Below are 22,176 nucleotides of genomic sequence, written 5' to 3' on the forward strand. Positions count from 1 at the left end.
GGGAGGACGCGGAATGCATCTGACGCCGCGCGAAAAAGACAAGCTGCTCGTCGCCGTGGCGGCGATGGTGGCGCGCCGGCGCCTCGAGCGCGGCGCCAAGCTCAACTATCCAGAGGCGGTCGCGCTCATCACCGATTTCGTCGTCGAAGGCGCGCGCGACGGACGTTCGGTGGCGGAGCTGCGCACGCAGGGCGCCAGCGTGTTGACGCGCGATCAGGTGATGGAGGGAGTGGCCGAGATGATCGAGGCGGTGCAGGTCGAGGCGACCTTCCCGGATGGCGTGAAGCTCGTCACCGTTCACGAGCCGATCCGATGATACCAGGCGAGATCATTCCCGCCGAGGGTGAGATCACCCTCAACGAAGGGCGCACGACCCTCTCGCTCACCGTCGCCAACACCGGCGATCGGCCAATTCAGGTCGGCTCGCATTATCATTTCGGCGAGACCAATAGCGCGCTGCAATTCGATCGCGCCAAGGCGCGCGGCATGCGGCTCGACATTCCCGCCGGCTCGGCGGTGCGCTTCGAGCCGGGACAAACGCGCATCGTCACGCTCGTTGCTTACGGTGGCGAGCGCGCCGTCTATGGATTCAACGGCGCGGTGATGGGACCGCTGGAGGCGCGCGATGGCGAATAAGATTTCCCGGCGCGCCTACGCCGGAATGTTCGGACCGACAGTCGGCGACCGCATTCGCCTCGCCGATACGGAGCTGCTGATCGAGATCGAGCGCGACTACACGATTTACGGCGAAGAGGTGAAATTCGGCGGCGGCAAGGTCATCCGTGACGGCATGGGCCAGAGCCAACGCTCCAACGCGGAAGGGGCGGTCGACACCGTCATCACCAACGCGGTGATCCTCGATCATTGGGGCATCGTCAAAGCCGATATCGGCATCGTCAATGGCCGCATCGCGCGCATCGGCAAGGCGGGAAATCCCGATGTGCAGCCCGGCGTCGATATCATCATCGGGCCGGGCACGGAGATCATCGCCGGCGAAGGCCGCATCGTCACCGCGGGCGGCATCGACACGCATATTCATTTCATCTGCCCGCAGCAGTGCGAAGAGGCGCTGGCGAGCGGCGTCACGACGATGCTCGGCGGCGGCACAGGACCGGCCGAAGGCACGAAGGCCACGACCTGCACGCCCGGCCCTTGGCATTTGAGGCGCATGCTGCAGGCCGCCGAGGGGCTGCCGGTCAATCTCGGCTTCTTCGGCAAGGGCAACGCCAGCCGGCCACGCGCGCTCGTCGAGATGATCGAGGCCGGCGCCATCGGCCTCAAGCTGCATGAGGATTGGGGCTCGAGCCCGGCGGCGATCGATTGCGCGCTGACCGTCGCCGACGAATTTGACGTGCAGGTCACGCTGCACAGCGACACGCTGAATGAGAGCGGCTTCGTCGAGGCGACGATCGCCGCCTTCAAGGGCCGCACCATTCACGCTTTTCATACGGAAGGCGCTGGCGGCGGCCATGCGCCGGATATCATCAAGGTGGCGGGCGAGCCCAATGTGCTCCCCTCCTCCACCAATCCGACGCGGCCCTATACGATCAACACACTCGACGAGCATCTCGACATGCTGCTCGTCTGCCATCATCTCGACCCGAAGATTCCCGAGGACATCGCCTTCGCCGAGAGCCGCATTCGCAAGGAAACGATCGCGGCGGAGGATATTCTCCACGATCTCGGCGCGCTCTCCATGTATTCCTCCGACAGCCAGGCGATGGGGCGCGTCGGCGAGGTGATCATCCGCTGCTGGCAGACGGCCGACAAGATGCGCCGCCAGCGCGGCAAGCTCGCCGGCGACGGCGCCGGCAACGATAATTTCCGCGCCCGCCGCTATGTGGCGAAATATACGATCAACCCCGCCATAGCGCACGGAATCGCCGATCTCGTCGGCTCGATCGAGCCGGGCAAGCTCGCCGATCTCGTGCTGTGGTCGCCGGCCTTCTTCGGCGTGAAGCCCGATCTCATATTGAAGGGCGGCAGCATTGCGATGGCGGCGATGGGCGATCCCAACGCCTCCATTCCGACGCCGCAGCCCGTGCGTTATCGGCCTATGTTCGCCGGCTTCGGCCGCAGCCTCACGCAGAGCTGCGTGACCTTCGTCAGCCGCGCCGCGCGGGAGGCCTCCATCGCGCAGAAATACGGGCTCGAGCGGCCGCTGCATGTCGTGACCAACACACGCGGCGGCATTTCCAAGCGCAGCATGATCCTCAATGACGCGACGCCCAAGATAGAGGTCGACGCCCAGACGTACGAAGTGCGCGCCGACGGCGAGCTGCTGACCTGCGAGCCGGCCACAGTGCTGCCGATGGCGCAGCGTTATTTCCTGTTCTGAGGAGACAAAGATGCGTGCGGCGCATAGGCTTCCCGCCGGAAGCTGGGACAAGGGTCTCGAACGCGGAACGGCGACGCTGGATTGGGACGAGCGTCATCGCCGACGCCGCAGCCTGACCAGCGATCAGGGCGAGGCTTTCCTGCTCGATCTCGCGGAGGCCGCGCGGCTCGGCGAGGGCGATGGGCTCGCGCTCGAGGACGGCTCGGTGATCCGCGTCGTCGCAAAACCAGAGCCGGTTCTGGTGATAGAAGCGGGAACAGCCGGCCTCGCGCGCCTCGCCTATCATCTCGGCAATCGCCATCTCGCCATTCAGATTTTCGTGGATCGGCTCGTCATTCGAAACGATTCCGTCATCGCCGACATGGTCAAAGGCTTGGGAGGGATCGTCACGCGGCGCAATCTGCCCTTCGATGCGGAAAATGGCGCCTATGGCGGGCATTCCGCGCATGGCCACGATCATCATAATCACGATCATCATCGCAATGACCATCACGCGCATGACCATGGAAATGGCTGAGCCGCGTGACTGGCTGCTGTCGCTGCTGACATTCATGTCGCCGTCCTATCCTGTCGGCGGCTTCGCCTTCAGCCACGGATTGGAGTGGGCCGTGGAAACGGGCGACGTCAGCGACCGCGGCGACCTCGAAGCCTATATCGGCGCAGCGCTGGAAGTGGGCGGCGGCTGGTGCGATCTCGTCTTTCTCGCCGCCGCGTGGCGCGCCGCGCGCGCCAATGACGCGGGCGCGCTGGACGCGATCGCCGATCTTTCCGCCGCCTGGCGCTCGAGCGCGGAGACGGCGCTGGAGTCGCGCCATCAAGGCGCGGCCTTCGCTCGCGCGACATGCGCTGCTTTTCCCGGCTCTCCGCTCGATGCGCTCGCCGCGCGGCGCGATGGCGAGATCGCCTTTCCCGTCGCTGTCAGCGCGGCGGTCGTGGACGCGCCGCTGGACGCTGCTCTGCGCGCCTACGCTCACGCCTTCGCCGCCAATCTCGTTTCGGCCGGCGTGCGGCTCATTCCGCTCGGCCAGACCGATGGGCTGCTGGCGCTCGCCTCGCTCGCGCCCACCATCATGCGCGCGGCGCGCGCCGCAGAGACGACTCCGCTCGATAGGCTCGCCACCTCCGCCCTGCGCATAGACATCGCGTCCATGCGCCATGAAACACAATATACGAGGCTGTTCCGCTCATGACCGCGCCCCATTCTCCTCACGGTCCGCTGCGCGTCGGCGTCGGCGGCCCAGTCGGCTCCGGCAAGACGGCGCTGATGGACCGGCTGTGCAAAGCGCTGCGCGACAAATATCGCCTCGCCGCGATCACCAATGACATTTACACGAAGGAGGACGCGGAATTTCTCACGCGTTCCGGCGCGCTCGCGCCAGAACGCATCATCGGCGTCGAGACGGGCGGCTGCCCGCATACGGCGATCCGCGAGGACGCCTCCGCCAATCTCGCCGCCGTCGCCGAGATGAATCGCAAATTTCCTGATCTCGATCTCATTCTCATCGAGAGCGGCGGCGACAATCTCGCGGCGACCTTCAGCCCCGAGCTCGCCGATATCACGATCTATGTGATCGACGTCTCGGCCGGCGACAAGATTCCGCGCAAAGGCGGCCCAGGAATCACGCGCTCCGATCTTCTCGTCATCAATAAAATCGATCTCGCGCCTCTGGTCGGCGCCTCGCTCGAGGTGATGGATCGCGATGCCCGCCGCATGCGCGGCGAGCGGCCCTTCGTCTTCGCCAATCTGAAGGAGAATATCGGGCTCGACACGATCGCCGGCTTTATCGAGCGAATGGGCGGCCTCAACCGCGCCGAAGCGCGATGAGCCCGCGGCCTCACGCCTGCGCCACGAAGACCTGATTGCGGCCGCTGGATTTCGCGGCGTAGAGCGCCTTGTCGGCGACCTCCTTCAGCGCGGAGAGATCGCTCGTCTCCTGGCCGGAGAGCGCGATGCCGACGCTGACGGAGGACAATCCGTCGCCGAGCGCCGCGGCTGCGGAAACATAGGCCGAACGAATGCGCTCGGCCACAGCGATCGCCCGCGCGCTGTCGACCCGCGTCAGCAGCAGCGCGAATTCATCGCCGCCGATGCGCGCGAGAAAATCCTCATTGCGAATGCTCTTGGCCGCCACTTCGCCGAAAGTGGTCAGCGCGCGGTCGCCCATCGAATGGCCGAAGCTGTCATTGATCGCCTTCAGTCGATCGAGATCGAAAATGAGCAGCGCCGAATCGCCCTGGCCGCGCGAGCTGCGGATCACCGCATCGGCATTGTGATCGAAACTGCGCCGATTAGAGAGGCCGGTCAGCGGATCGGTCGCCGCCATGAATTTTTGCCGCGCGACCGCCCGCTCCTTGGTCACGGCCAGCAGAGCAAAGCCCATCAGCAGCCCATAGCTCACGGATTCCAGCGCGACGGAGATGAAGAAGGGCTTCGGATCGAAAGGAGCGCCGCGCGCCATCATCATGACGACGATGACCGCGACCACCGCCCCGAAGCAGGCATGCGCGGCGGCGAGCGCGATCGTCGCCTGCTGCGTGCGCGTTCTGTGGCGACGCAACGAGGAGAATTCGTCGGCGAGCAGAAAAGCATAGACCGCCGATATGGCGCAGCGGTCGACGATGCGGACCGAATCGACGCTCAGGGAAAAGAAGAGCAGCCAGATGACGCCGCCGGCGAGCACGAGCCGCATGTCCACAGGACGGCCGCTGAACACGCGCGACCCGCCCCAGACGAGGCCGACGCCCCAGAGCGTGAGCGCATTGCCGAGGCCGATCGCGAGCAGCGGATAGGGTTCACGCAAGGACAGCAGAGCAATGCCCACGCTGATCATGAGCTGCGCCGAGCACCACCAGCGATATTCGACGGCCTCGGGATCCTCGCGCCAGACGAGATAGAGAAAAGCGCCGAGGACCGCGAATACAGCCGAATTCATCAGCAGCAAGGTCGGGAGACAATCCGCCATGGTCACACGATCCGGATGAGACTTTCCGACCGACTCCGCCATGCGAGTGGAGAACGCATATGAGCGAGGCGGCCGAAAAGCGAGCGCTGTTGAAACGGACTGCGCGAAATGGAGCGGGCGATGGGAATCGAACCCACGACATACAGCTTGGGAAGCTGTCGTTCTACCACTGAACTACGCCCGCGTGCCGCCTGAAGACAGCTATTCCTATAAGGTTTTTCAGCTCTGTGGGCAAGGTGGGACAATTTATCCCGCGGTGAAAAAAGAAGCGCCGTCCGCGCGCTCTTTCGCCGCGAGTTCGGCGAGAATCCGGGCCGCCGCCGCCGCCGCGCCGGCTTGCGCCGCAGACGATAGGGGCGCGCCCGGAGCGAAGCTCTCTCCCTCTATCGTGAACAAAACGCAAACAGGCGGAAGCGTGCCGAGCGTCCACGCCAGGCCTATGGCCTCTGCGAGGCCGAAGCCGTGGCTCGAGCAGCCGCAGTCGAGCGACAGCGGCGCCCCCTCGGCGGCGAGATCGAAGCGCCGCACCGTCCCGGCCGGCGCGCTGGAAAGGGATGCATCGACGATGATCGCCTCCACGGCGCCCTCCAGCGCCGCGAGAATGGCGCCCGCCTCTCCGCGGCATTCCACAATGTCCAGCGCAGCCGATTCGCGCAACAGAGCCGCGACGCACGGCCCGGCGCCGTCATCGCCGCGATCGGGATTGCCGACGCCCAAGAGGATGCGACGCCCCAAGCTCAGCCCCGATCGATTTCGAGCCGCAGAAAATGCGTCGAGCAGGAGATGCAGGGATCGTGATTGCGGACCGTCTGCTCGCAGCGGTGGCGAAGCTCGTCCTCCGGCAGATGCACAAAGGCGCCGGTGAGGCGCTTCAGATCCTCTTCGATCATCGCTTGATTCTGCGAGGTCGGCGGGGTGATGATCGCATCGGCGATCGTTCCATCCGCCTCGAGCCGATAGCGGTGATAGAGCATGCCGCGCGGCGCCTCCGTCGCCGCATGGCCGACGCCTGCGCGCGGCGCGATCGCAATGCAGGACGCATCCGGCTCCTCATAGCGCGCGATGATGCGTAGCGCTTCGTCCAGCGCAAAAATGGTCTCGATCGCGCGCACGATGATGCTGCGATAGGGATTGACGCAGACGGACTCGAGCCTCGCCTCGCGCGCCGCCTCCTTCGCCAGCGGCGACAGCACATCGGCGTTGAGCGCGTAGCGGGCGAGCGGGCCGACCAGATAGGGAGCGTCGCAATGGCGCATGCGCGCATGCAGCGCCGTCGAGCGCTGGACGTGAAACTCCTCGAAATGCGTCTCGAAATCGCGCGCGGCGATGTCGAGCCCGCGGCTCGACACGATGCGGCCCTCGTTGAAGGGATATTCATCCGCATGCCGCAGCGACACGAAAACGTAATCGCGCGCGCAATCTGGAAAGTCGAATCCGGCGACGAAGCGCGCGACCTGAAGCGCCTGTTCCAGCGCGCGCTCCAGCCGCTCCGCCAGCGCGCGCAGATCGCGCTTGCGCGGCGCGCGATAAAAGCCGCCGACGCGCACATTGATCGGATGAATCTCGCGCCCGCCGACCAGCGTCATGATCTCATTGCCGACCTTTTTGATCGCGAGCCCGCGCCGCACGATATCGCCATGGTCGCGCGCCATGTCGACGCCGCCGGCGTAACCCAGAAAGTCCGGCATATGCAGCATATGCACATGCAGCATGTGGCTCTCGATCCACTCGCCGCAATAGAGCAGACGCCGCAAATCGCGCAGCGGTCCCGTCACGCGGACGCCGAGCGCATCCTCCATCGCATGCACGGCGCTCATCTGATAGGCGACCGGACAAATGCCGCAAATGCGCGCGGCTATGTCCGGCGCCTCGGTGAAGGCGCGCCCGCGCATCAGCGCCTCGAAAAAGCGCGGCGGCTCGAAAATCGTCAGCGCGGCGCTCTTCACCTCGCCGTCGCGCAGCACGATCTCGAGCCCGCCCTCGCCTTCCACCCGCGCCAGCGCGCCGACCGAAATGGTTCTACTCGTCATGGCGCTCGCTCTCCTCGCGGAAGGCCTCCGCCTGCGCATTGAATGTGCGATAGACGCGCCGCAACGCGTCCTCATCCATGCCGAGCGCCGCGAGCTGCGCGCTCAGCGATGGCGCATTGGGCGTTTCGGCGGGACCGAAGCAGCCGTAGCAGCCGCGATCATATGAAGGACACAGCGCGCCGCAGCCGGCATGAGTGACGGGGCCGAGACAGGGCGTCCCCCGCGCCACCATCACGCAGACATTGCCCTTCAGCTTGCATTGCAGACAGACGCTATGCGACGGGGTCGTAGGCTTGCGGCGGGCGAGAAAGCTCGAGATCACCTCGATCAGCTGGACCTTGTCGATCGGACAGCCGCGCAGCTCGAAATCGACCTTCACATGATCGGAGATCGGCGTCGATGTCGCGAGCGTATGGATATAATCCGGCCGCGCATAGACGATCGACGCATAGTCGCGCACATCGGCGAAATTGCGCAGCGCCTGTATGCCGCCCGATGTCGCGCAGGCGCCGATGGTGATGAGGGCACGCGAGCGGCGCCGCACATCCTGTATGCGCTCGGCGTCATGCGGCGTGGTGACCGAGCCCTCGACGAGCGAGAGATCGTAATTGCCACGGATCGGCGCGCGCGTCGCCTCCGGAAAATAGGCGATATCGAGCGCCTGCGCGACGGCGAGCAGCTCGTCCTCGCAATCGAGCAGGCTGAGCTGACAGCCGTCGCAAGAGGCAAATTTCCATACAGCCAGCCGCGGCGCAGACGGCGTCCGATGTCCTTGCCCGCTCATGCTCAGATTTCCTTCTTCGCGATGAGGCCGCGCAATTGCGAATAGGGAAACACCGGCCCGTCGCGACAGATGAAGACCGGCCCGAATTGGCAATGGCCGCAAAAGCCGATCGCGCATTTCATATTGCGCTCCATGGAGAGATAGACGCGCTCTTGCGCGACGCCCCTCTCGAGCAGCGCATTGGCGACGAAGCGCATCATGATCTCCGGTCCGCAGAGCATGGCGAGCGCATTGGCGGCGTCGAATTGCGCGCGCGACAGCAGCGTCGTCACCACGCCGACATTGCCGCGCCAATCGCCGCGCGCATGATCGACCGTCGCCTCCACCTCTATATCGAGCCGCCCGCGCCAGGCTTCGAGCTCGTCGCGAAAGAGAATATCCGCCGGGCTGCGCGCGCCGAACAAAAGAAGGATGCGGCCGTATTTCTCGCGCTCGGCGAAGAGGCGATAGAGCGCCGGCCGCAGCGGCGCGAGGCCGAGTCCGCCGGCGACGACGATCACATCGCGCCCCTCCGCCTCCGCCATCGGCCAGCCGCGTCCGAAGGGTCCGCGCAGGCCGATCGGCTCGCCCACATGCAGCTCAGTCAGCGCGCGCGAGACGGCGCCGACGGCGCGGATCGTGTGAATGAGCCGCGCGCTATCGGCCGGATCGCCGCTGACGCTGATCGCCGCCTCGCCGACGCCGAAAGCGGTGAGCATGTTGAATTGCCCCGGCGCGAAATCGAAAGCGCCGCCCTCTATCTCGAGAGTCACGACATCCTCGATCTCGCGCTTTCGCTTCACGACGCGCGCGACACGCGGAATCATGGGGGCGGCGATGCTCGCCGCGGAAAATGCATCAGTCATGGGCGCCATAAATGTCGATCATCTGCATTCGCGCGGCCTGCAATCGCTCGACCAGCGGCGGCATGAAACGCTTCATCATCTCATAGCCGAGCCGTGGATCGGCCTCGCTCTTGCGGCGCAGGCAGGCGGCGTCGACGGCGATGGCGCGGACGAGATCGATCGCGCGCGCATCATATGTCCAGCGATAGGGCGGCACGAGCCAGGAGAGGCCGCAGAGATCGCCCTCATGCAGCGTCTGCACGGTGACGGCGCCGCGCGCCGGATCGCGCAGCTCTATGGCGACGCTTCCATTGCGCAGCAGAAAGAACCAATCGGCGCTGTCGCCTTCATGAAAAAGATATTGGCCCGGATCGAAGCGCATATTCTTGGCGCAGCCGGAGACGAGCGCGACGAATCCTGCATCCATGCCGGCAAAAAAGCGATGCTCTTTGACGATATGCTCGATGCTCTCGATCATGTCGCGCCTTTCTGCGCGTCGCTCTCGCGAATGGCGCGCGCCTCCTCGGTCAAGTCTATGCCGACGGGACACCAGACGATGCAGCGTCCGCAGCCGACGCAGCCGGAGCTTCCGAATTGGTCGTACCAAGTGGAGAGCTTATGCGTCATCCATTGGCGATAGCGCGATTTGACGCTCTGCCGCACGCTGCCGCCGTGAATATAGGAAAAATCCAGCGTGAAGCAGGAATCCCAGCGCCGCGAGCGCTCGCTCTCGAGGCCTGTGAGATCGCTCGCATCCTCGACGCTGGTGCAAAAGCAGGTGGGGCAGACCATTGTGCAATTGGTGCAGGCGAGGCAGCGCGCCGCGACATCGTCCCAGCGCGGATGCTCGAGATTGCGCGCGAGCAATTCCCGCACATCGCCGGCCTCGAGACTGCGGCCCATGTTCTCGGCCGTATGCGCGAGAATAGCCTCCGCTTCCTCTGTCTCGCTCGCGCTCGCCGCGCGATGTGGCAGAGAGTCGAGAAGCGCCCTCCCCGCATCCGTGCCGATCTCGACGAGAAAGGAGCTTCCGGCGACGATCTCGGTGAGCGCAATGTCGAAGCCCATGGTCGCCTTCGGCCCCGTATCCATCGAGACGCAAAAGCAGGCGCCGCCGGCGACGCCGCAATTCACCGCGACGATGAAGACGTCCTCGCGCCTCGCACGATAATGCGGATCGGCGTAAGCGCCGCCGAGGAACACGCGGTCTTGAATGGCGATGGCGTGCAGCTCGCAGGAGCGCGCGCCGATGAAGGCGAATTTCTCGACGCGAGCCGGCTCGGCCTCGACGCGCAGCTCATCGCCCTCACGCCGCGCGCGCCACAGGCGCAGCACGGGCGGGTGCAGCAGCTTTTTCCAGGATTGCGGGCCGACGACATAGCCGAACAAGGCTTCGTCATTGCGGCGCGTCAGCCGATAATGGCCGCCGTCCTGCTCATCGCCGACGCCGCGCGGCAGATCGTCCAGCGTGGCGATCTCGTCATAGACGATCGCCTCGTCGCGCACGGTCGGGCCAATGAGCGCATAGCCCTGCCCGCGCAGAGCCTCGAGCAAAGCCTCGAGGCCGGCGGCGTCGACGATGGAACGGGCCTCGGCCATGCCTTTGTCCATTGTCTCGAATCTAGCGTTCAAAATGACGAACGGCGTGCGAGCGTCGCGGATGATAACGACGGCGCCGCCGCTTTTGATCTCATCGAATTATTGCAGTTTCCCGACAAAAATCGACGCGACGCGCTGTCGCGCCGCATCAGACGAGAATCATGACGATCGCAATGGCGACTGTGCAGATATTTTCCGTCGGCGCATAAGCCATGCATCGGCTCGGGTTCAGCGGATCATAGCTTATTTCGACTTCGTCGTTCGCTTCGGCGCCAATACGTACTTGACCGAAGGTTTGCTGGACGTCGGAAACATATCGGCGATCGGATATGACGTACGCGACCTCGATCTTATCTTCTATGATCTCACCAGGCAGCGTCTGACGTTCCACAATCGTTCCCGTCACACGCCCCCAATGTCTGTAGCGGAGGAGATTGAATGCCGCCAGGACCAGCAGCAGACATCCCGGGATCACAAAAATGTGATGAACGCTCTGGAACGACATCTTAGTCTCCGATCAGCCGCTCTCGGACGCGCTCACGGCGCCTTGAAATGCTTGGAGAGCTTCAGCTCCTGTCCCTGATAATTCGAGACGCCGCCTTGGCCATAGAGAATCTTCGGCTCGGCGGCCATTCGCTCATAGACGAGCCGGCCGATGACCTGCCCGTCCTCTAAAATAAAGGGCACGTCATGGCTGCGCACTTCCAGCACGGCGCGGCTGCCGGGCAGGCCCTGCGCGCCATAGCCGAAGCCGGGGTCGAAAAAGCCGGCGTAATGCACGCGGAACTCGCCCATTGCGGGGTCGATGGCCATCATCTCCGCCGAAAGATGCGAGGGAATGCGGATGCGCTCACGCGAGGCGAGAATGTAGAACTCGTTCGGATCGAGGATGAGCTTGCCGCGACGCGGCGCGAGACGCTCCCAATAATCCTCTATGGCGTAATGGTCGACGCGATCGACATCGATCACATCCGTATGCTTTTGCGCGCGATAGCCCACGACGTCGCCGAGCCCGTCCAGCGCGACGCGCAGGATCACGCCGTCGCGCAGCGTCAGCTCGCCATCGGCGAGCGGCGCGCGCGAATGCTCGGCCGCGAGCGCGGCGTCGGAGAGCGTCGCTTCGCCGACGACCGCGCGTCGACGCAGGCGCAGCTGATCGAGCCGCGAACCCTGCCGCGCCCGCACGCTGAAGCTGCGCGGCGAGACCTCGGCATAGAGCCGCCCGCGATAGCCGGCCGCGACATGATCGAAAATCTCGGTGTCGTCGGTGATGAGGCGGGTGAAAATATCGAGCCGCCCGGTCGAGCTCTTGGGATTGGCGACGCCGGAGATATCCTCCGGCAGATGCAGGCTCTCGAGCAGCGGAATCACATAGACGCAGCCACGCTCGAGCACCGCGCCAGCGCCGCGCAGGTCGATCTCGTCATAGGTCAGCTCGGCGAGCAGCGCCTCGACGCTGCGGCGCTTGCCGGGCAGAAAGCTGGCGCGGACGCGATAGGCCGTCGGGCCGAGGCGCAGATCGAGGCTCGCCGGCTGGTGCTGGCCCTCCTCGATCGGCAGCGTCGCGACAATCGCGCCGGAAGCCGCCAATTCTCGGATCTGCTCGCAGGAGAGCACGCCATGGACGGCGGACGCCATCGAAACTCCTATCACAACGGTTCGGTCGTCTTACAACGGTTCGGTCGTCATGGGACCTTACACGCCCGACGCCATCGTGTTCTAGTGGCGATCAAATCGGCGCGCCGCAAGGATGCGGCAGAGTGTTGACTTGACCGCATCCTTCGGTTCATTCTGTTAAACGAACGCGTGGTTCTTTGAGCCGGCCGGCTTGCCGCCACGTAAAACAAGGCGCTAAAAGGCCGGGTTTCCTCGTGAAATCCGCTTTTTGTCGCCGTGGCGCGCCCCGCGCGCCGCAGGGGAGACCTCGAGTTGAGCGACGACGAGAAGAAACTGCGCCCCGCGACACGGCTCGTGCATGGCGGGGGGCTGCGCTCGCAATTCGGCGAGCTGTCAGAGGCGATGTTCCTCACGCAGAGCTTCGCCTATCCGACGATGGAGGCCGCCGAGGCGCGCTTCAAGGGCGAGGACCCGGGCTTCATCTATTCGCGCTTCTCCAATCCGACCGTCGCGATGTTCGAGCAGCGCATGTGCCTGCTCGAGGGCGCCGAGGCGGCGCGCGCCACGGCGAGCGGAATGGCCGCCGTCACCGCCGCGCTGCTGGCGCAGTTGCGCGCCGGCGATCATATTGTCGCGGCGCGGGCGCTGTTCGGCTCCTGTCTCTATGTGGTGGAGGATCTGCTGCCGCGATTCGGCGTCGCCTCGACCTTGGTCGAAGGGGCCGATCTTTCGCAATGGAAGGCCGCCGTCCGCGAGGAGACCAAGCTCTTCTTCCTCGAGAGCCCGACCAATCCCGGGCTCGAGGTCTATGACATTCGCGCCATCGCCGAGATCGCCCATGAGGCGGGCGCGCGGCTCGTGGTCGACAATGTCTTCGCCACGCCTCTGCTGCAAAAGCCCTTCGAATTGGGCGCCGATGTCGTCGTCTATTCGGCGACCAAGCATATTGACGGCCAGGGTCGGTGCCTGGGCGGCGTCATTTTGGCGTCGCAGGCGCTGATCGAGGAGAATATCCATAATTTCCTGCGCCAGACGGGGCCGGCTCTGTCGCCCTTCAACGCCTGGACCATGCTGAAGGCGCTTGAGACTCTGCCGCTGCGCATCGCGCAGCAGACGGCCAGCGCGGCGCGGATCGCCGATTTCCTCGCCGAACAGAAGGAGATCGCCCGCGTCCTCTATCCTTTCCGCGCCGATCATCCGCAGGCGGAACTGGCGCGGCGGCAGATGACGGGCGGCGGCACGCTGGTGACATTCGATGTCGCCGGCGGCAAGGCGGCGGCCTTCCGCCTCGCCAACGCGCTGAAGATCGTCAAGATTTCCAATAATCTCGGCGACGCCAAGAGCCTCGTCACCCATCCGGCGACGACGACGCATCAGCGGCTGACGCCAGAGGCGCGGGCGCTCATCGGCGTCGGCGATGGGCTGCTGCGCCTCTCGGTCGGGCTCGAGGATACGGATGATCTCCTCGACGATCTGGCGCGCGGCCTCGCCGCCGCGCGCGGCTGAGCGCGGTCAGAACTGACCGAATTTCGCGCGGCGCTCGAGGTCGATGAGTCGGCCGCTGCGCCGCGCGGCGATCACGGGCGCCGGGGACGGCTCGGGCTCCTGCTCGGCTTGCGGGATCGCGACCGGGACGACGATCGCCCCGCGCGTCTCGAACACGCCGAAGGCGCGGCGCTCGCCGGCGAGCGTGCGCAAAAACTCACGAAAGAATGCGCCCACCCCAGCGCGATTGCTCATTGAAAGTCGAAACACTTTTTCCCCTCCCCGCGCCGCTTTGGCGACGCATCGTCTTTTCGAAGCGATGATCGGCGCCCGCTATCGCGGACGGTCGAATTCGGTTGGAAAATCAGATGGAGAGAGGCGGCGCCCGTGCGCGCCGCGCATGATCCGCCGCAAAGACCACGGGGCGCGCGACCGACGCCCGCCATTGGGCCGCGGCCCAATCGGACGAGAGGACGCCGGAGACCTCCGGTCGCGCCGCCAACGGTCCCGCGCCACCGCAACAAAGAACGCAGAGATCACACGCTCCGAGGCCGGCGTCGGCATGGCCGATCGGAGCGGCCGAGGTCGCGTCAGAGGCTTCGGTGAGAGAGGTTTGGACGGCGAGCGTCGCGCAAATCTGCGCCGGGCCGAGCGCGGAATGGGCGAGCCCTGCCGTCGCGGGCGCGAGGGCCTGAATGGCCAGCGCCAACGAAAACAGCAATATGCCCGCCAAATTCCGACGCATGAAAGCTCCTGCCTGCGACGATACGCGAGTCTGTCGCAATTCACCCCGCGGGGCAAGAGAGCGGACAGCGGGGAATGTGATGCGCCGCAGCATCCCCTCCCCCGCCATCATCGCGCATTCGGCTATTTCGCGCCCAGCTTCACATCGGAGAACATGCCCGAAGCCGGACCGCCGAAGTCGTATTTCAGGCCGAGGAAATAGGTCCGCTGCGGATAGGGGTTTGGATTGACGTAATACTTCCACCGGCCGATGTTGTCGATGCCGGCGTTGAGCGTCCATTCCTTGCTGATCTTATAGGTCGCCTTGGCGTCGAAGACGAGATATTCGCTGTCCACGCTGCCATAATTATTATGGTTGAAGTCAGAGTTATTGAGGCTGACGAATGCCGCGGAGCCGTAACGCATGCCGGCGGCAATCGAAAACTCTTCGGTCGGCGCATAGGAGGCGACGGCGCGGATGCGAATACGCGGAATGCGCGGATATTGCATCCCCTGCACCCAGGGCTGCTGATAGTCGGACACGATCTTGGCGTCGGTGAAGGTCACGCTGCCGTTGAAGTCGAGCCCCTTCCAAACAATGTCCTTCAGCACGACGGCGCCTTCCACGCCGCGGAAGATCGCCTTGCCGACATTGGAGTTCTGCGACACGGAGACGCCGGTGGTGAAGTCGGTCTGCGAGAGGATCGCGTTCCAGCGATGGTCCATGAACAGCGAGATGCGCGGCCGCGCCTCGCCGATGATGCCGTCGAACACGTCCTGCGTCACATATTCGCCGGTCAGATCATAGGAGGTGCCGCTCTCCGGCTGCAGCGTCGGATTGCTGATCGAGACGGAGTTGGGACCCGAGATGTTCTGGAACAGCTCGAGCACGGTGGGGAAGCGATAATAGCGTCCGACCGAGCCGCGCAGCGTGAGATCGGGGAAGACCTGATATTCGATCGCGGCCTTGGGCGAGAAGGTCGGCTTGAAAACCGCCGGCAGCGTCGGCGGCGTGACCAGCACGGGCGGCCAGCCGGCGATGCCCGGCGCATAGCTCTGGCCGAGCGTGTTATTGACGCCGCCGAAGGCGCTCCAGAATTCCTGGCGGCCGCCCAATGTCAGCTTCCATTTGGGCGCGAGCCACCAGACATCTTGCAGATAGAGCGCCTTGGTCTCGGTCTTGCCGAGGTTTATCGCCTGGATGGAATTGTAATAGTTGTCGGTGAAGAGATTGGTGTTGGTCTGCGTCTGGGCCAGCGAGTAAATGTCCCAATGCGCGCCGACCGAGACTTCGTGCCGGCCGAAATCCGTCCATTCGGGACGCCAGACGCCGCGAATGTCGAGCGTATGCCAGAAGCTGCCGGTCTGATTGACGTTCGAGCCCCGCGGATTGATCGAATAGGAGGTTCCGGCGGCGTTGGGCAGCCAGCCATAGGCGCGCGCCGTATTATTGTAGTCGCGCAGATAATTGTAAGAGGTTCCAGAGATATCGAAGTCGAAGACGCCCTTGGTGTCCGACTTCAGGGACAGCGCCTGCATCAGATGGGAGGCGTTGCCATGGCTCGGATTGACGGTGAAGGGAAAAACGGCGTTGCCGACCTGCACATTGCCGTTCTGCGTGTTGTAGATCGGCACGCCATTGGCGTCGCGTATGTAGGTCGTCGGAAAAGTGTCGTCGATCAGCGACCAGAAGCCGAGCTGATAAGTGGCGTGGATTTTGGGCGCGAGCTCGTAGTCGAGCTTGATCTTGCCCATATGCTGCTGAGAATGATCGGCCTGATTGGCGCCGCCGACGAAGCGGGGATTGCCCGCCTGATCGACATCGGCATAGCCGCCGAAAATCGGCGTTCCGCTCACCTTTCCCGTCTTGACGTTGCCGCCCGGGAAAGTCTGCGACTGGCCCTGCGCGTCGAGCCGATCATAGCTGACCCAGAAGGAGAGATCGTTGATCTTGTGGCCGACGAGAAGATTCATGTCGCCGGCGAGATTGGTCTCCTTGGAGCCGTAGAGCGAATAGGGCTGCAGGCCGGCGTTGCCGGAGAAGTGAACCTCGAAATTCTCCGGCATGCGCGTCGTGATCGTCATCACGCCGCCCATGGAGTTGCCGGGATAGAGCGCCGAGAAAGGCCCGTAGATGAGGTCGATACGATCGATCTCGCCGGGCGACACCATGCCCCAGCGCGGCGCGGTGCTGAATGTGTTGCCGAACAGATTGGAGAGCAGAATATTATCGGCGTAGACGAGGTTCTGCGCCCCCGCGATCGGCGAGTTCACGCGCGTCTGCAATATGCCGTTGCGATCGCCGATGAAGCGCTCGCGCACCAGCACGCTCGGCAGATATTTCATCGTCTCGGCCGTGGTCATCACATTGACCGTGCGATCGATGTCGGCGCGGGTGACGCTCTCCACCACGGCGGGGATGTTCTCGGGAATGGCGCGACGGACCGGGGCCGCCGCCGGAGCCGGCGCATGTCCCTCGGCGCCGTTCGGGGCGCCGGCGATATCGATGCCGGGAAGCGCCTCCTGCGCCTGCGCCGCAGCAGCGAGCGAGAAAGCCAGCGCCCAGGCGGAGACGCCGCGCAGCAGATGGTGATGAATCATTTTTTTTCCTCCTGCGCCTTCGGACGGGCGCTTTCGGACATATCGCGGCCGCGGCCTCTCGAGGGCCGGCGCGCGCAGTCTCGACGATGACGGGATTGTGAAGGCGAGCGTTCCAACGAAGCGCCATGCGCCTCGGCGAAACGCCTCACGGGCTCACGCCGTCGGCCAAAGGGCCGCAGCGTTTCGCTTCAGAAAAAGCCGGGAGGCGCGCGGGCGCGCTGCGCCTGGGGGAGACCGAAGCCGAGCCCGATGCGCGCGCCGAATGTCCAATTCGCCTCGGCGACGCTGCGCCGGCCGAGCCCATGACCCGCGACGGAGAAGAGAAGGAAAGGCGAGAAGCCGGCGAGGCAGCTCTGGCAGGCGATGCAGGCGCCGGCGTCCCTGTGGCCGCCACTCGGCGCGCGGCGATCGCCGGCTCCGTCGACCGCGGCGCAATACGCGGACTCCCCGCGTCCATGCGCGGTCGCCGGGGGAACGCCGAGCGCATAGGCGGCGCTCAGCGCCTGAAGCGCCAAGGCGACGGCCGCCAGCAAGCCACTGAGAGAAAATCGACGCATCGCCACCAATCGCCGCCGGGAAAGACTTTTTCCCGTAGCCGAAGCTACGCGCAGCCAAAGGCGTGGGCAATCGAGCCGATACGCCGCCGAGGAGCTTTTCCTTGACCCGTGTCAATTATGTCACAGATTTTGCTACGCGGAGAGGCTCGGCGCCGGCTTTCACCAGTGGGCGGCGACGCATTCCACATTTCCCTTCGGCGCGATGCGTCCTAGAGTAGGCCCCATGTATATAGCCATCACAAGAGACATTCAGGTCACTGCTCTGCCGGACTTTCTCCACGAGCAGTCGGACCCCGCCAACGATCGCTTCGTCTGGTCCTACACGATCGAGATCGCCAATCTCGGCAAGGAGCGTGTCCAACTCCTGTCACGTCACTGGATCATCATCGACGCGTACGGGCGCAAGGAAGAAGTGAAGGGGCCGGGAGTGGTCGGCGAGCAGCCGGTTCTCGAGCCCGGCGAGACGTTCCGCTACGCCTCCGGCTGTCCGCTCGCGACGCCCTCGGGACTGATGAAGGGAAGCTACACGATGATCACCACCGACGGCGAGACCTTCGACATAGAGGTGCCGGCTTTCTCGCTGGACAGCCCGCTCTCCAAGCCGACGCTGAACTGAGCGCGACGCATGTCAGAGGACATTTCGACGATCGAGCGCGCGATCGAGCTGACCGGGCGGCTCGTCGCTTTCGACACGGAGAGCTCCAAATCCAATCTGGCGCTCATCGATTTCGTCGAATCCTATCTGCGCGCGCAGGATGTGCCCTGCATTCGCGCGCCCAACGCGACGGGCGACAAGGCGGCGATCTTCGCGACGATCGGCCCGCCGATCGCCGGGGGCGTGGTGCTTTCCGGCCATACGGATGTGGTGCCGGTGACGGGCCAGAGCTGGACGGCCGATCCCTTCACCCTGCGTCGCGAGGGCGACCGGCTGCTCGGGCGCGGCGCCGTCGACATGAAGGGCTTCGGAGCCGTCTGCCTCGCTATGATTCCCGAGTTCAAGGCGGCGGGGCTGACGCGGCCGATCCACATCTTCCTCAGCTATGACGAGGAGACGACCTGCCTCGGCCCGCTCGATCTCCTGGGGCGCCTCGGCTACGACCTGCCGCGTCCGGCCGCCGCCGTCATCGGCGAGCCGACTTCCATGCAGGTCGCCGACGCGCATAAGAGCGTGACGACCTTCGTCACCAGGGTCCGCGGCTATGAGATTCATTCCGCCAATCTGCATCGCGGCGTCAGCGCGGTGCATGTCGCTCTGCTGCTCGGCGCGGAGCTGCTGCGAATCGGCGAGGAACTGGCCGCGGCGGGCGACCCCACCGGGCGCTTCGACCCGCCCTACTCCACTCTGCATATCGGCGTGATAGAGGGCGGCACGGCGCGCAACATCGTCGCCAAGGACTGCGTCTTCCATTGGGAGGTGCGCGGCGTGCCGGGAACCGACGCGGCCCGAATCGTCGAGGAGAGGCTTTCCGCCTATTCGGCGGAGCTGACGCAGAAGTTTTTTGCTCCCTTCCCGGGAACGGGAATAGAGACGCGAATGGAGGTGGCCGTTCCGGGCCTCGCGCCGCAGCCGGGCTCACCGGCGGAGACTCTGGCGCTACGGCTCGCCCGCGCCAATCGCACCATCGCGGTCCCCTACGCCTCAGAGGCCGGACACTTCCAGCAGACCGGCATTCCCAGCGTCATTTGCGGGCCCGGCCGCATAGACGAGGCGCATCAGCCGGACGAATATATAGAAGTCGGCGAGCTCGCGGCCTGCGTCGACTTCATGCGCGGGCTCGCCCGCGAGCTCGGCGCCTGAGAGCGCCGAGCGGGCTCGGGCCTTTAGTAGCAGGCCCAGACCCAATGGCCGACCCAGCGCCAGCACGGCCCGACGCCATAATTATACCAGCGCCCATGCCAGTAACGGCCTCGCCCACCGTGGCCATAGGCGGGGCCGCCGTGCCAGCCGCCGCCGTGCCAGCCGCCGCCATGCCAACCGCCACCGCCATGGCCGCCCCCATGCCAGCCGCCGTGACCGCCTCCGTGCCAGCCGCCGCCGTGGCCGCCCCCATGCCAGCCGTCGCCGCCATGGCCGCCTCCGTGCCAGCCGCCGCCGCCATGGCCGCCTCCGTGCCAGCCGCCGCCATGGCCACCACCATGACCGCCGCCGCCGTGATGCTGAGCAAACGCTTCCGACGGCAGCGCGAGCGCGGCGCCCAGCGCGACGACCAGCGATAATTTCTTGAACATCGGAATTCTCCTCACTTCGCTGCGAAGCGCGCGGAGCCCCTCCGCCCCGATGCTTCCAAGAGCGACATAATCCCCCGCCGAGGCCGCCGACTGTGAGTTGTCGCACAGACCTAGCCCAATTCCTACCGCCGAAGGCGCCGCAGCGCGGCGCCGGCCGCCATTGATTTCGGGATAAGGCCGGCTATAGTCCGCGCCCGTTGCAAGGCGGCTTCCTGCCGGCACGAAGGCGCGCGCGCCGCTTCTAAGAGATCGAACATGAAATTGATCCAGACCGCCCAAGCTCAGACGGCCCCTGCTCAGACCGACGCTCCTGCGGCGCCTCCCGCTCCGCCCGTCCCCGCCGCTCCCCTCGCGCCGACGGCTACCTCGGCGCCGCCCGTCCCGCCCAGCACGACAGTGCAGACGGCGCCGGATTCGGGCGCGCCCCCGGCGGCTCCGGCTCCCGACATGATCACGCAGCTCGTGCCGCTGCTGTTCGTCACGCTGATCGTCTATTTCATCGTGCTGCGTCCGCAAGCGCGCCGCACGAAAGAGCAGAAGGACTCGCTCAAGAATGTGCGGCGCGGCGACACGGTCGTCACCAGCGGCGGGCTGATCGGCAAGGTCACTAAGACCATCGACGACGCCGAGGTCGAGGTCGAGATCGCGCAGAACATCCGCGTGCGCGTGCTGCGCTCCGCCATCGCCGAGGTGCGCGCCAAGGGCGAGCCGGTGAAGGATCAGGCGGCCTCGCGCTAGCCGCTGCTCGGAACGCGACGCCTCGCATCCCGGCCGCCGCGCCCGGCGCCGGGACCTTTCTTTTAGGACCGCCCCACAGGACCGACGATCCATGCTGCGCTTCGCCACCTGGAAGATCATCGCCATTCTGGCGCTGACGCTCGCCGCCGTTCTCGTCGTCGTCCCCAGCATGCTCGCGCCGGCGAGCGTCAAGGCGCTCGAAAACGCCCTGCCCTCCTGGGCGCAGCCCCGCACCATCGTGCTCGGCCTCGATCTGCAGGGCGGCTCCTATGTGATGCTCGAGGTGGACAAGGCCTCGGTGCTGCACACGCAGGTGACCAATCTGCGCGACGATGTGCGCCGCATTCTGCGCGAGGAGAAGGTCGCCATCACCGGCGGCATAGGCGCGCAGGCGCGCGGCGTGCAGCTGCGCATCCCCGACGCCGCCGAGCGCGCCAAGGTGCTGCCGAAGTTCCGCAATCTGGCGCAGGGCTTCGGCGCGAAAATCGGCGGCGCGCCGCCGCTGGAAGTGCGCGATTCGGGCGATGGCCTCGTGCAGATCGTCGTCACCGACTCCGGCGTGACCGACAAGGTCCGCCACGCCGTCGATCAGTCGATCGAGGTGATCCGCCGCCGCGTCGATGCGCTGGGCACGCGCGAGGCCAGCATTCAGCGCGAGGGCGACGATCGCATCATCGTCCAAGTGCCGGGCCTGCAGGACCCGGAGCAGCTCAAGACCATCCTCGGTCAGACCGCCAAGCTGGAATTCCGCCTCGTCGCCGAGCCGGGCCAGAGCCCTTCGGAGCTGGAGGAGCTCGAGCAGGCCGATCAATCCGGCAAGATCGCCATCGAGAAGCAGGTCATGGTGCAGGGCGAGGATCTGACCGACGCCCAGCCCGGCTTCGACCAGCAGCGCGGCGGCGAGCCGGTGGTCAATTTCCGCTTCAATATTCGCGGCGCGCAGAAATTCGGCGAGGTCACATCCAAGAATGTCGGCCGGCTCTTCGCCATCGTGCTCGACAATAAGGTGATTTCGGCGCCGCGCATCCTGCAGCCGATCACCGGCGGCTCCGGCCAGATATCCGGCCATTTCACCGTCGAGCAGGCCAACAACCTCTCGATCCTGCTGCGCGCCGGCGCCCTGCCCGCCAAGCTCGACATCATCGAGGAACGCACAGTCGGCCCCGGCCTCGGCCAGGATTCGATCGACGCCGGCAAACGCGCGGCCTATGTCGGCGCCGGCCTCGTCGTCGTCTATATGCTCATCACCTATGGCGTGTTCGGAATCTTCGCCAATCTGGCGCTCTTCGTCCATATCGCCTTCATCTTCGCCGGCCTCGTGCTGCTCGGCTCGACGCTGACATTGCCGGGCATCGCCGGCATTGTGCTGACGATCGGCATGGCGGTCGACTCCAACGTGCTGATCTATGAGCGTATTCGCGAGGAGCAGCATGGCGGCCGCTCGATCCTCGCCGCGCTGGACGCGGGCTTCAACCGCGCCTTCGCGACCATCGTCGACTCCAATGTCACAATGTTCGTCGCCGCGGCGATCCTCTATTTCCTCGGCTCCGGCCCCGTACGCGGCTTCGCCGTGTCGCTCGCGCTCGGCATTCTGACGACTATCGTGACCGCCGTCACCATGACGCGGATGATGATCGCGATCTGGTATCATTACGCGCGCCCGACGCGCCTGCCGATCTGAGGGTGAA

25 protein-coding genes, 1 tRNA gene and 1 riboswitch are annotated in these 22,176 nt (G+C 65.3%); of the genes, 11 read left to right on the top strand and 15 right to left on the bottom strand.

What is annotated here, in order from left to right:
• The first annotated feature begins 13 nt into the window (after nucleotides 1-13).
• From GYH34_RS13580 to ureG, 6 genes are read left to right on the top strand one after another with little or no spacing between them, the layout of a single operon-like run.
• On the top strand, nucleotides 14-316 hold the full coding sequence (locus GYH34_RS13580; protein WP_161914041.1) for an urease subunit gamma: 303 nt from the start codon (nucleotides 14-16) through the stop codon (nucleotides 314-316).
• Complete coding sequence (locus GYH34_RS13585; RefSeq protein WP_161914042.1) at nucleotides 313-636, top strand: urease subunit beta; 324 nt, start codon at nucleotides 313-315, stop codon at nucleotides 634-636. Before GYH34_RS13580 ends, GYH34_RS13585 begins: the two co-directional genes overlap by 4 nt.
• The gene (gene ureC / locus GYH34_RS13590) at nucleotides 626-2,338 is read left to right on the top strand and encodes an urease subunit alpha (RefSeq protein WP_161914043.1); all 1,713 of its coding nucleotides are present in this window, start codon (nucleotides 626-628) and stop codon (nucleotides 2,336-2,338) included. Before GYH34_RS13585 ends, ureC begins: the two co-directional genes overlap by 11 nt.
• A 10-nt stretch (nucleotides 2,339-2,348) precedes the next feature.
• Complete coding sequence (locus GYH34_RS13595) at nucleotides 2,349-2,855, top strand: urease accessory protein UreE (protein ID WP_161914044.1); 507 nt, start codon at nucleotides 2,349-2,351, stop codon at nucleotides 2,853-2,855.
• Entirely contained in the window at nucleotides 2,785-3,528 is a 744-nt protein-coding gene (locus GYH34_RS13600) for an urease accessory UreF family protein (RefSeq protein ID WP_244635117.1), read from the top strand. Before GYH34_RS13595 ends, GYH34_RS13600 begins: the two co-directional genes overlap by 71 nt.
• The gene (gene ureG, locus GYH34_RS13605) at nucleotides 3,525-4,163 is read left to right on the top strand and encodes an urease accessory protein UreG (protein WP_161914045.1); all 639 of its coding nucleotides are present in this window, start codon (nucleotides 3,525-3,527) and stop codon (nucleotides 4,161-4,163) included. The genes GYH34_RS13600 and ureG overlap by 4 nt, the downstream gene beginning before the upstream one ends.
• Nucleotides 4,164-4,173: 10 nt before the next feature.
• On the opposite strand, the gene GYH34_RS13610 is transcribed toward ureG, so the two are convergent.
• From GYH34_RS13610 to GYH34_RS13655, 10 genes are all read right to left on the bottom strand, one after another.
• Complete coding sequence (locus GYH34_RS13610; protein ID WP_161914046.1) at nucleotides 4,174-5,301, bottom strand: GGDEF domain-containing protein; 1,128 nt, start codon at nucleotides 5,299-5,301, stop codon at nucleotides 4,174-4,176.
• A 109-nt stretch (nucleotides 5,302-5,410) separates the two neighbouring features.
• Nucleotides 5,411-5,485 (bottom strand) — tRNA-Gly (locus GYH34_RS13615).
• Nucleotides 5,486-5,547: 62 nt separating this feature from the next.
• Nucleotides 5,548-6,036, bottom strand: a complete 489-nt coding sequence (locus GYH34_RS13620; protein ID WP_244635118.1) for a hydrogenase maturation protease — start codon at nucleotides 6,034-6,036, stop codon at nucleotides 5,548-5,550.
• A 2-nt stretch (nucleotides 6,037-6,038) separates the two neighbouring features.
• A complete protein-coding gene (locus tag GYH34_RS13625; RefSeq protein ID WP_161914047.1) occupies nucleotides 6,039-7,331 on the bottom strand; it encodes a nickel-dependent hydrogenase large subunit in 1,293 nt (430 codons plus the stop codon).
• Entirely contained in the window at nucleotides 7,321-8,115 is a 795-nt protein-coding gene (locus tag GYH34_RS13630) for an oxidoreductase (RefSeq protein ID WP_161914048.1), read from the bottom strand. Before GYH34_RS13630 ends, GYH34_RS13625 begins: the two co-directional genes overlap by 11 nt.
• 2 nt (nucleotides 8,116-8,117) lie before the next feature.
• On the bottom strand, nucleotides 8,118-8,960 hold the full coding sequence (locus tag GYH34_RS13635; RefSeq protein ID WP_348983893.1) for an FAD/NAD(P)-binding protein: 843 nt from the start codon (nucleotides 8,958-8,960) through the stop codon (nucleotides 8,118-8,120).
• A complete protein-coding gene (locus GYH34_RS13640) occupies nucleotides 8,953-9,417 on the bottom strand; it encodes a cyclic nucleotide-binding domain-containing protein (protein WP_174242408.1) in 465 nt (154 codons plus the stop codon). The genes GYH34_RS13635 and GYH34_RS13640 overlap by 8 nt, the downstream gene beginning before the upstream one ends.
• Nucleotides 9,414-10,538 (bottom strand): 4Fe-4S dicluster domain-containing protein, encoded by a 1,125-nt coding sequence (locus GYH34_RS13645; RefSeq protein ID WP_161914050.1) that lies wholly within the window; start codon nucleotides 10,536-10,538, stop codon nucleotides 9,414-9,416. Before GYH34_RS13645 ends, GYH34_RS13640 begins: the two co-directional genes overlap by 4 nt.
• 148 nt (nucleotides 10,539-10,686) lie before the next feature.
• Complete coding sequence (locus GYH34_RS13650; RefSeq protein WP_161914051.1) at nucleotides 10,687-11,043, bottom strand: DUF3592 domain-containing protein; 357 nt, start codon at nucleotides 11,041-11,043, stop codon at nucleotides 10,687-10,689.
• A 32-nt stretch (nucleotides 11,044-11,075) separates the two neighbouring features.
• The gene (locus tag GYH34_RS13655) at nucleotides 11,076-12,176 is read right to left on the bottom strand and encodes a 2'-deoxycytidine 5'-triphosphate deaminase (RefSeq protein ID WP_161914052.1); all 1,101 of its coding nucleotides are present in this window, start codon (nucleotides 12,174-12,176) and stop codon (nucleotides 11,076-11,078) included.
• A 158-nt stretch (nucleotides 12,177-12,334) separates the two neighbouring features.
• Nucleotides 12,335-12,413: riboswitch (SAM riboswitch) on the top strand.
• A 54-nt stretch (nucleotides 12,414-12,467) separates the two neighbouring features.
• On the opposite strand from GYH34_RS13655, the gene GYH34_RS13660 reads away from it, so the two are divergent.
• Complete coding sequence (locus GYH34_RS13660; protein WP_161914053.1) at nucleotides 12,468-13,661, top strand: O-succinylhomoserine sulfhydrylase; 1,194 nt, start codon at nucleotides 12,468-12,470, stop codon at nucleotides 13,659-13,661.
• A gap of 6 nt (nucleotides 13,662-13,667) precedes the next feature.
• Here GYH34_RS13660 and GYH34_RS13665 read toward each other — a convergent pair whose 3' ends face one another.
• The 4 genes from GYH34_RS13665 to GYH34_RS13680 form a co-directional block, all read right to left on the bottom strand.
• A complete protein-coding gene (locus GYH34_RS13665) occupies nucleotides 13,668-13,895 on the bottom strand; it encodes a hypothetical protein (protein ID WP_024879694.1) in 228 nt (75 codons plus the stop codon).
• Between the two features lie 109 nt (nucleotides 13,896-14,004).
• Nucleotides 14,005-14,385: a hypothetical protein gene (locus GYH34_RS13670; RefSeq protein ID WP_161914054.1), complete on the bottom strand. Its 381-nt coding sequence runs from the start codon at nucleotides 14,383-14,385 to the stop codon at nucleotides 14,005-14,007.
• A gap of 122 nt (nucleotides 14,386-14,507) precedes the next feature.
• On the bottom strand, nucleotides 14,508-16,964 hold the full coding sequence (locus GYH34_RS13675; protein WP_161914055.1) for a TonB-dependent receptor: 2,457 nt from the start codon (nucleotides 16,962-16,964) through the stop codon (nucleotides 14,508-14,510).
• Nucleotides 16,965-17,152: 188 nt separating this feature from the next.
• Entirely contained in the window at nucleotides 17,153-17,521 is a 369-nt protein-coding gene (locus tag GYH34_RS13680) for a hypothetical protein (protein ID WP_161914056.1), read from the bottom strand.
• 223 nt (nucleotides 17,522-17,744) lie between these two features.
• On the opposite strand from GYH34_RS13680, the gene apaG reads away from it, so the two are divergent.
• Together apaG and argE are read left to right on the top strand one after the other, a co-directional pair.
• Nucleotides 17,745-18,137: a Co2+/Mg2+ efflux protein ApaG gene (apaG, locus tag GYH34_RS13685; protein WP_161914057.1), complete on the top strand. Its 393-nt coding sequence runs from the start codon at nucleotides 17,745-17,747 to the stop codon at nucleotides 18,135-18,137.
• Nucleotides 18,138-18,146: 9 nt separating this feature from the next.
• A complete protein-coding gene (argE, locus tag GYH34_RS13690) occupies nucleotides 18,147-19,319 on the top strand; it encodes an acetylornithine deacetylase (RefSeq protein WP_161914058.1) in 1,173 nt (390 codons plus the stop codon).
• A gap of 23 nt (nucleotides 19,320-19,342) precedes the next feature.
• On the opposite strand, the gene GYH34_RS21740 is transcribed toward argE, so the two are convergent.
• Entirely contained in the window at nucleotides 19,343-19,750 is a 408-nt protein-coding gene (locus GYH34_RS21740; RefSeq protein ID WP_174242410.1) for a hypothetical protein, read from the bottom strand.
• 255 nt (nucleotides 19,751-20,005) lie between these two features.
• Between GYH34_RS21740 and yajC the strand changes: the two genes are divergently transcribed.
• Both yajC and secD read left to right on the top strand, forming a co-directional pair.
• Nucleotides 20,006-20,488, top strand: a complete 483-nt coding sequence (gene yajC, locus GYH34_RS22230; protein ID WP_348983894.1) for a preprotein translocase subunit YajC — start codon at nucleotides 20,006-20,008, stop codon at nucleotides 20,486-20,488.
• Nucleotides 20,489-20,579: 91 nt separating this feature from the next.
• A complete protein-coding gene (gene secD, locus GYH34_RS13705) occupies nucleotides 20,580-22,169 on the top strand; it encodes a protein translocase subunit SecD (RefSeq protein WP_161914059.1) in 1,590 nt (529 codons plus the stop codon).
• The last annotated feature ends 7 nt before the right edge of the window (nucleotides 22,170-22,176 follow it).

The organism is Methylosinus sp. C49 (genome assembly GCF_009936375.1).
Lineage (GTDB): Bacteria > Pseudomonadota > Alphaproteobacteria > Rhizobiales > Beijerinckiaceae > Methylosinus.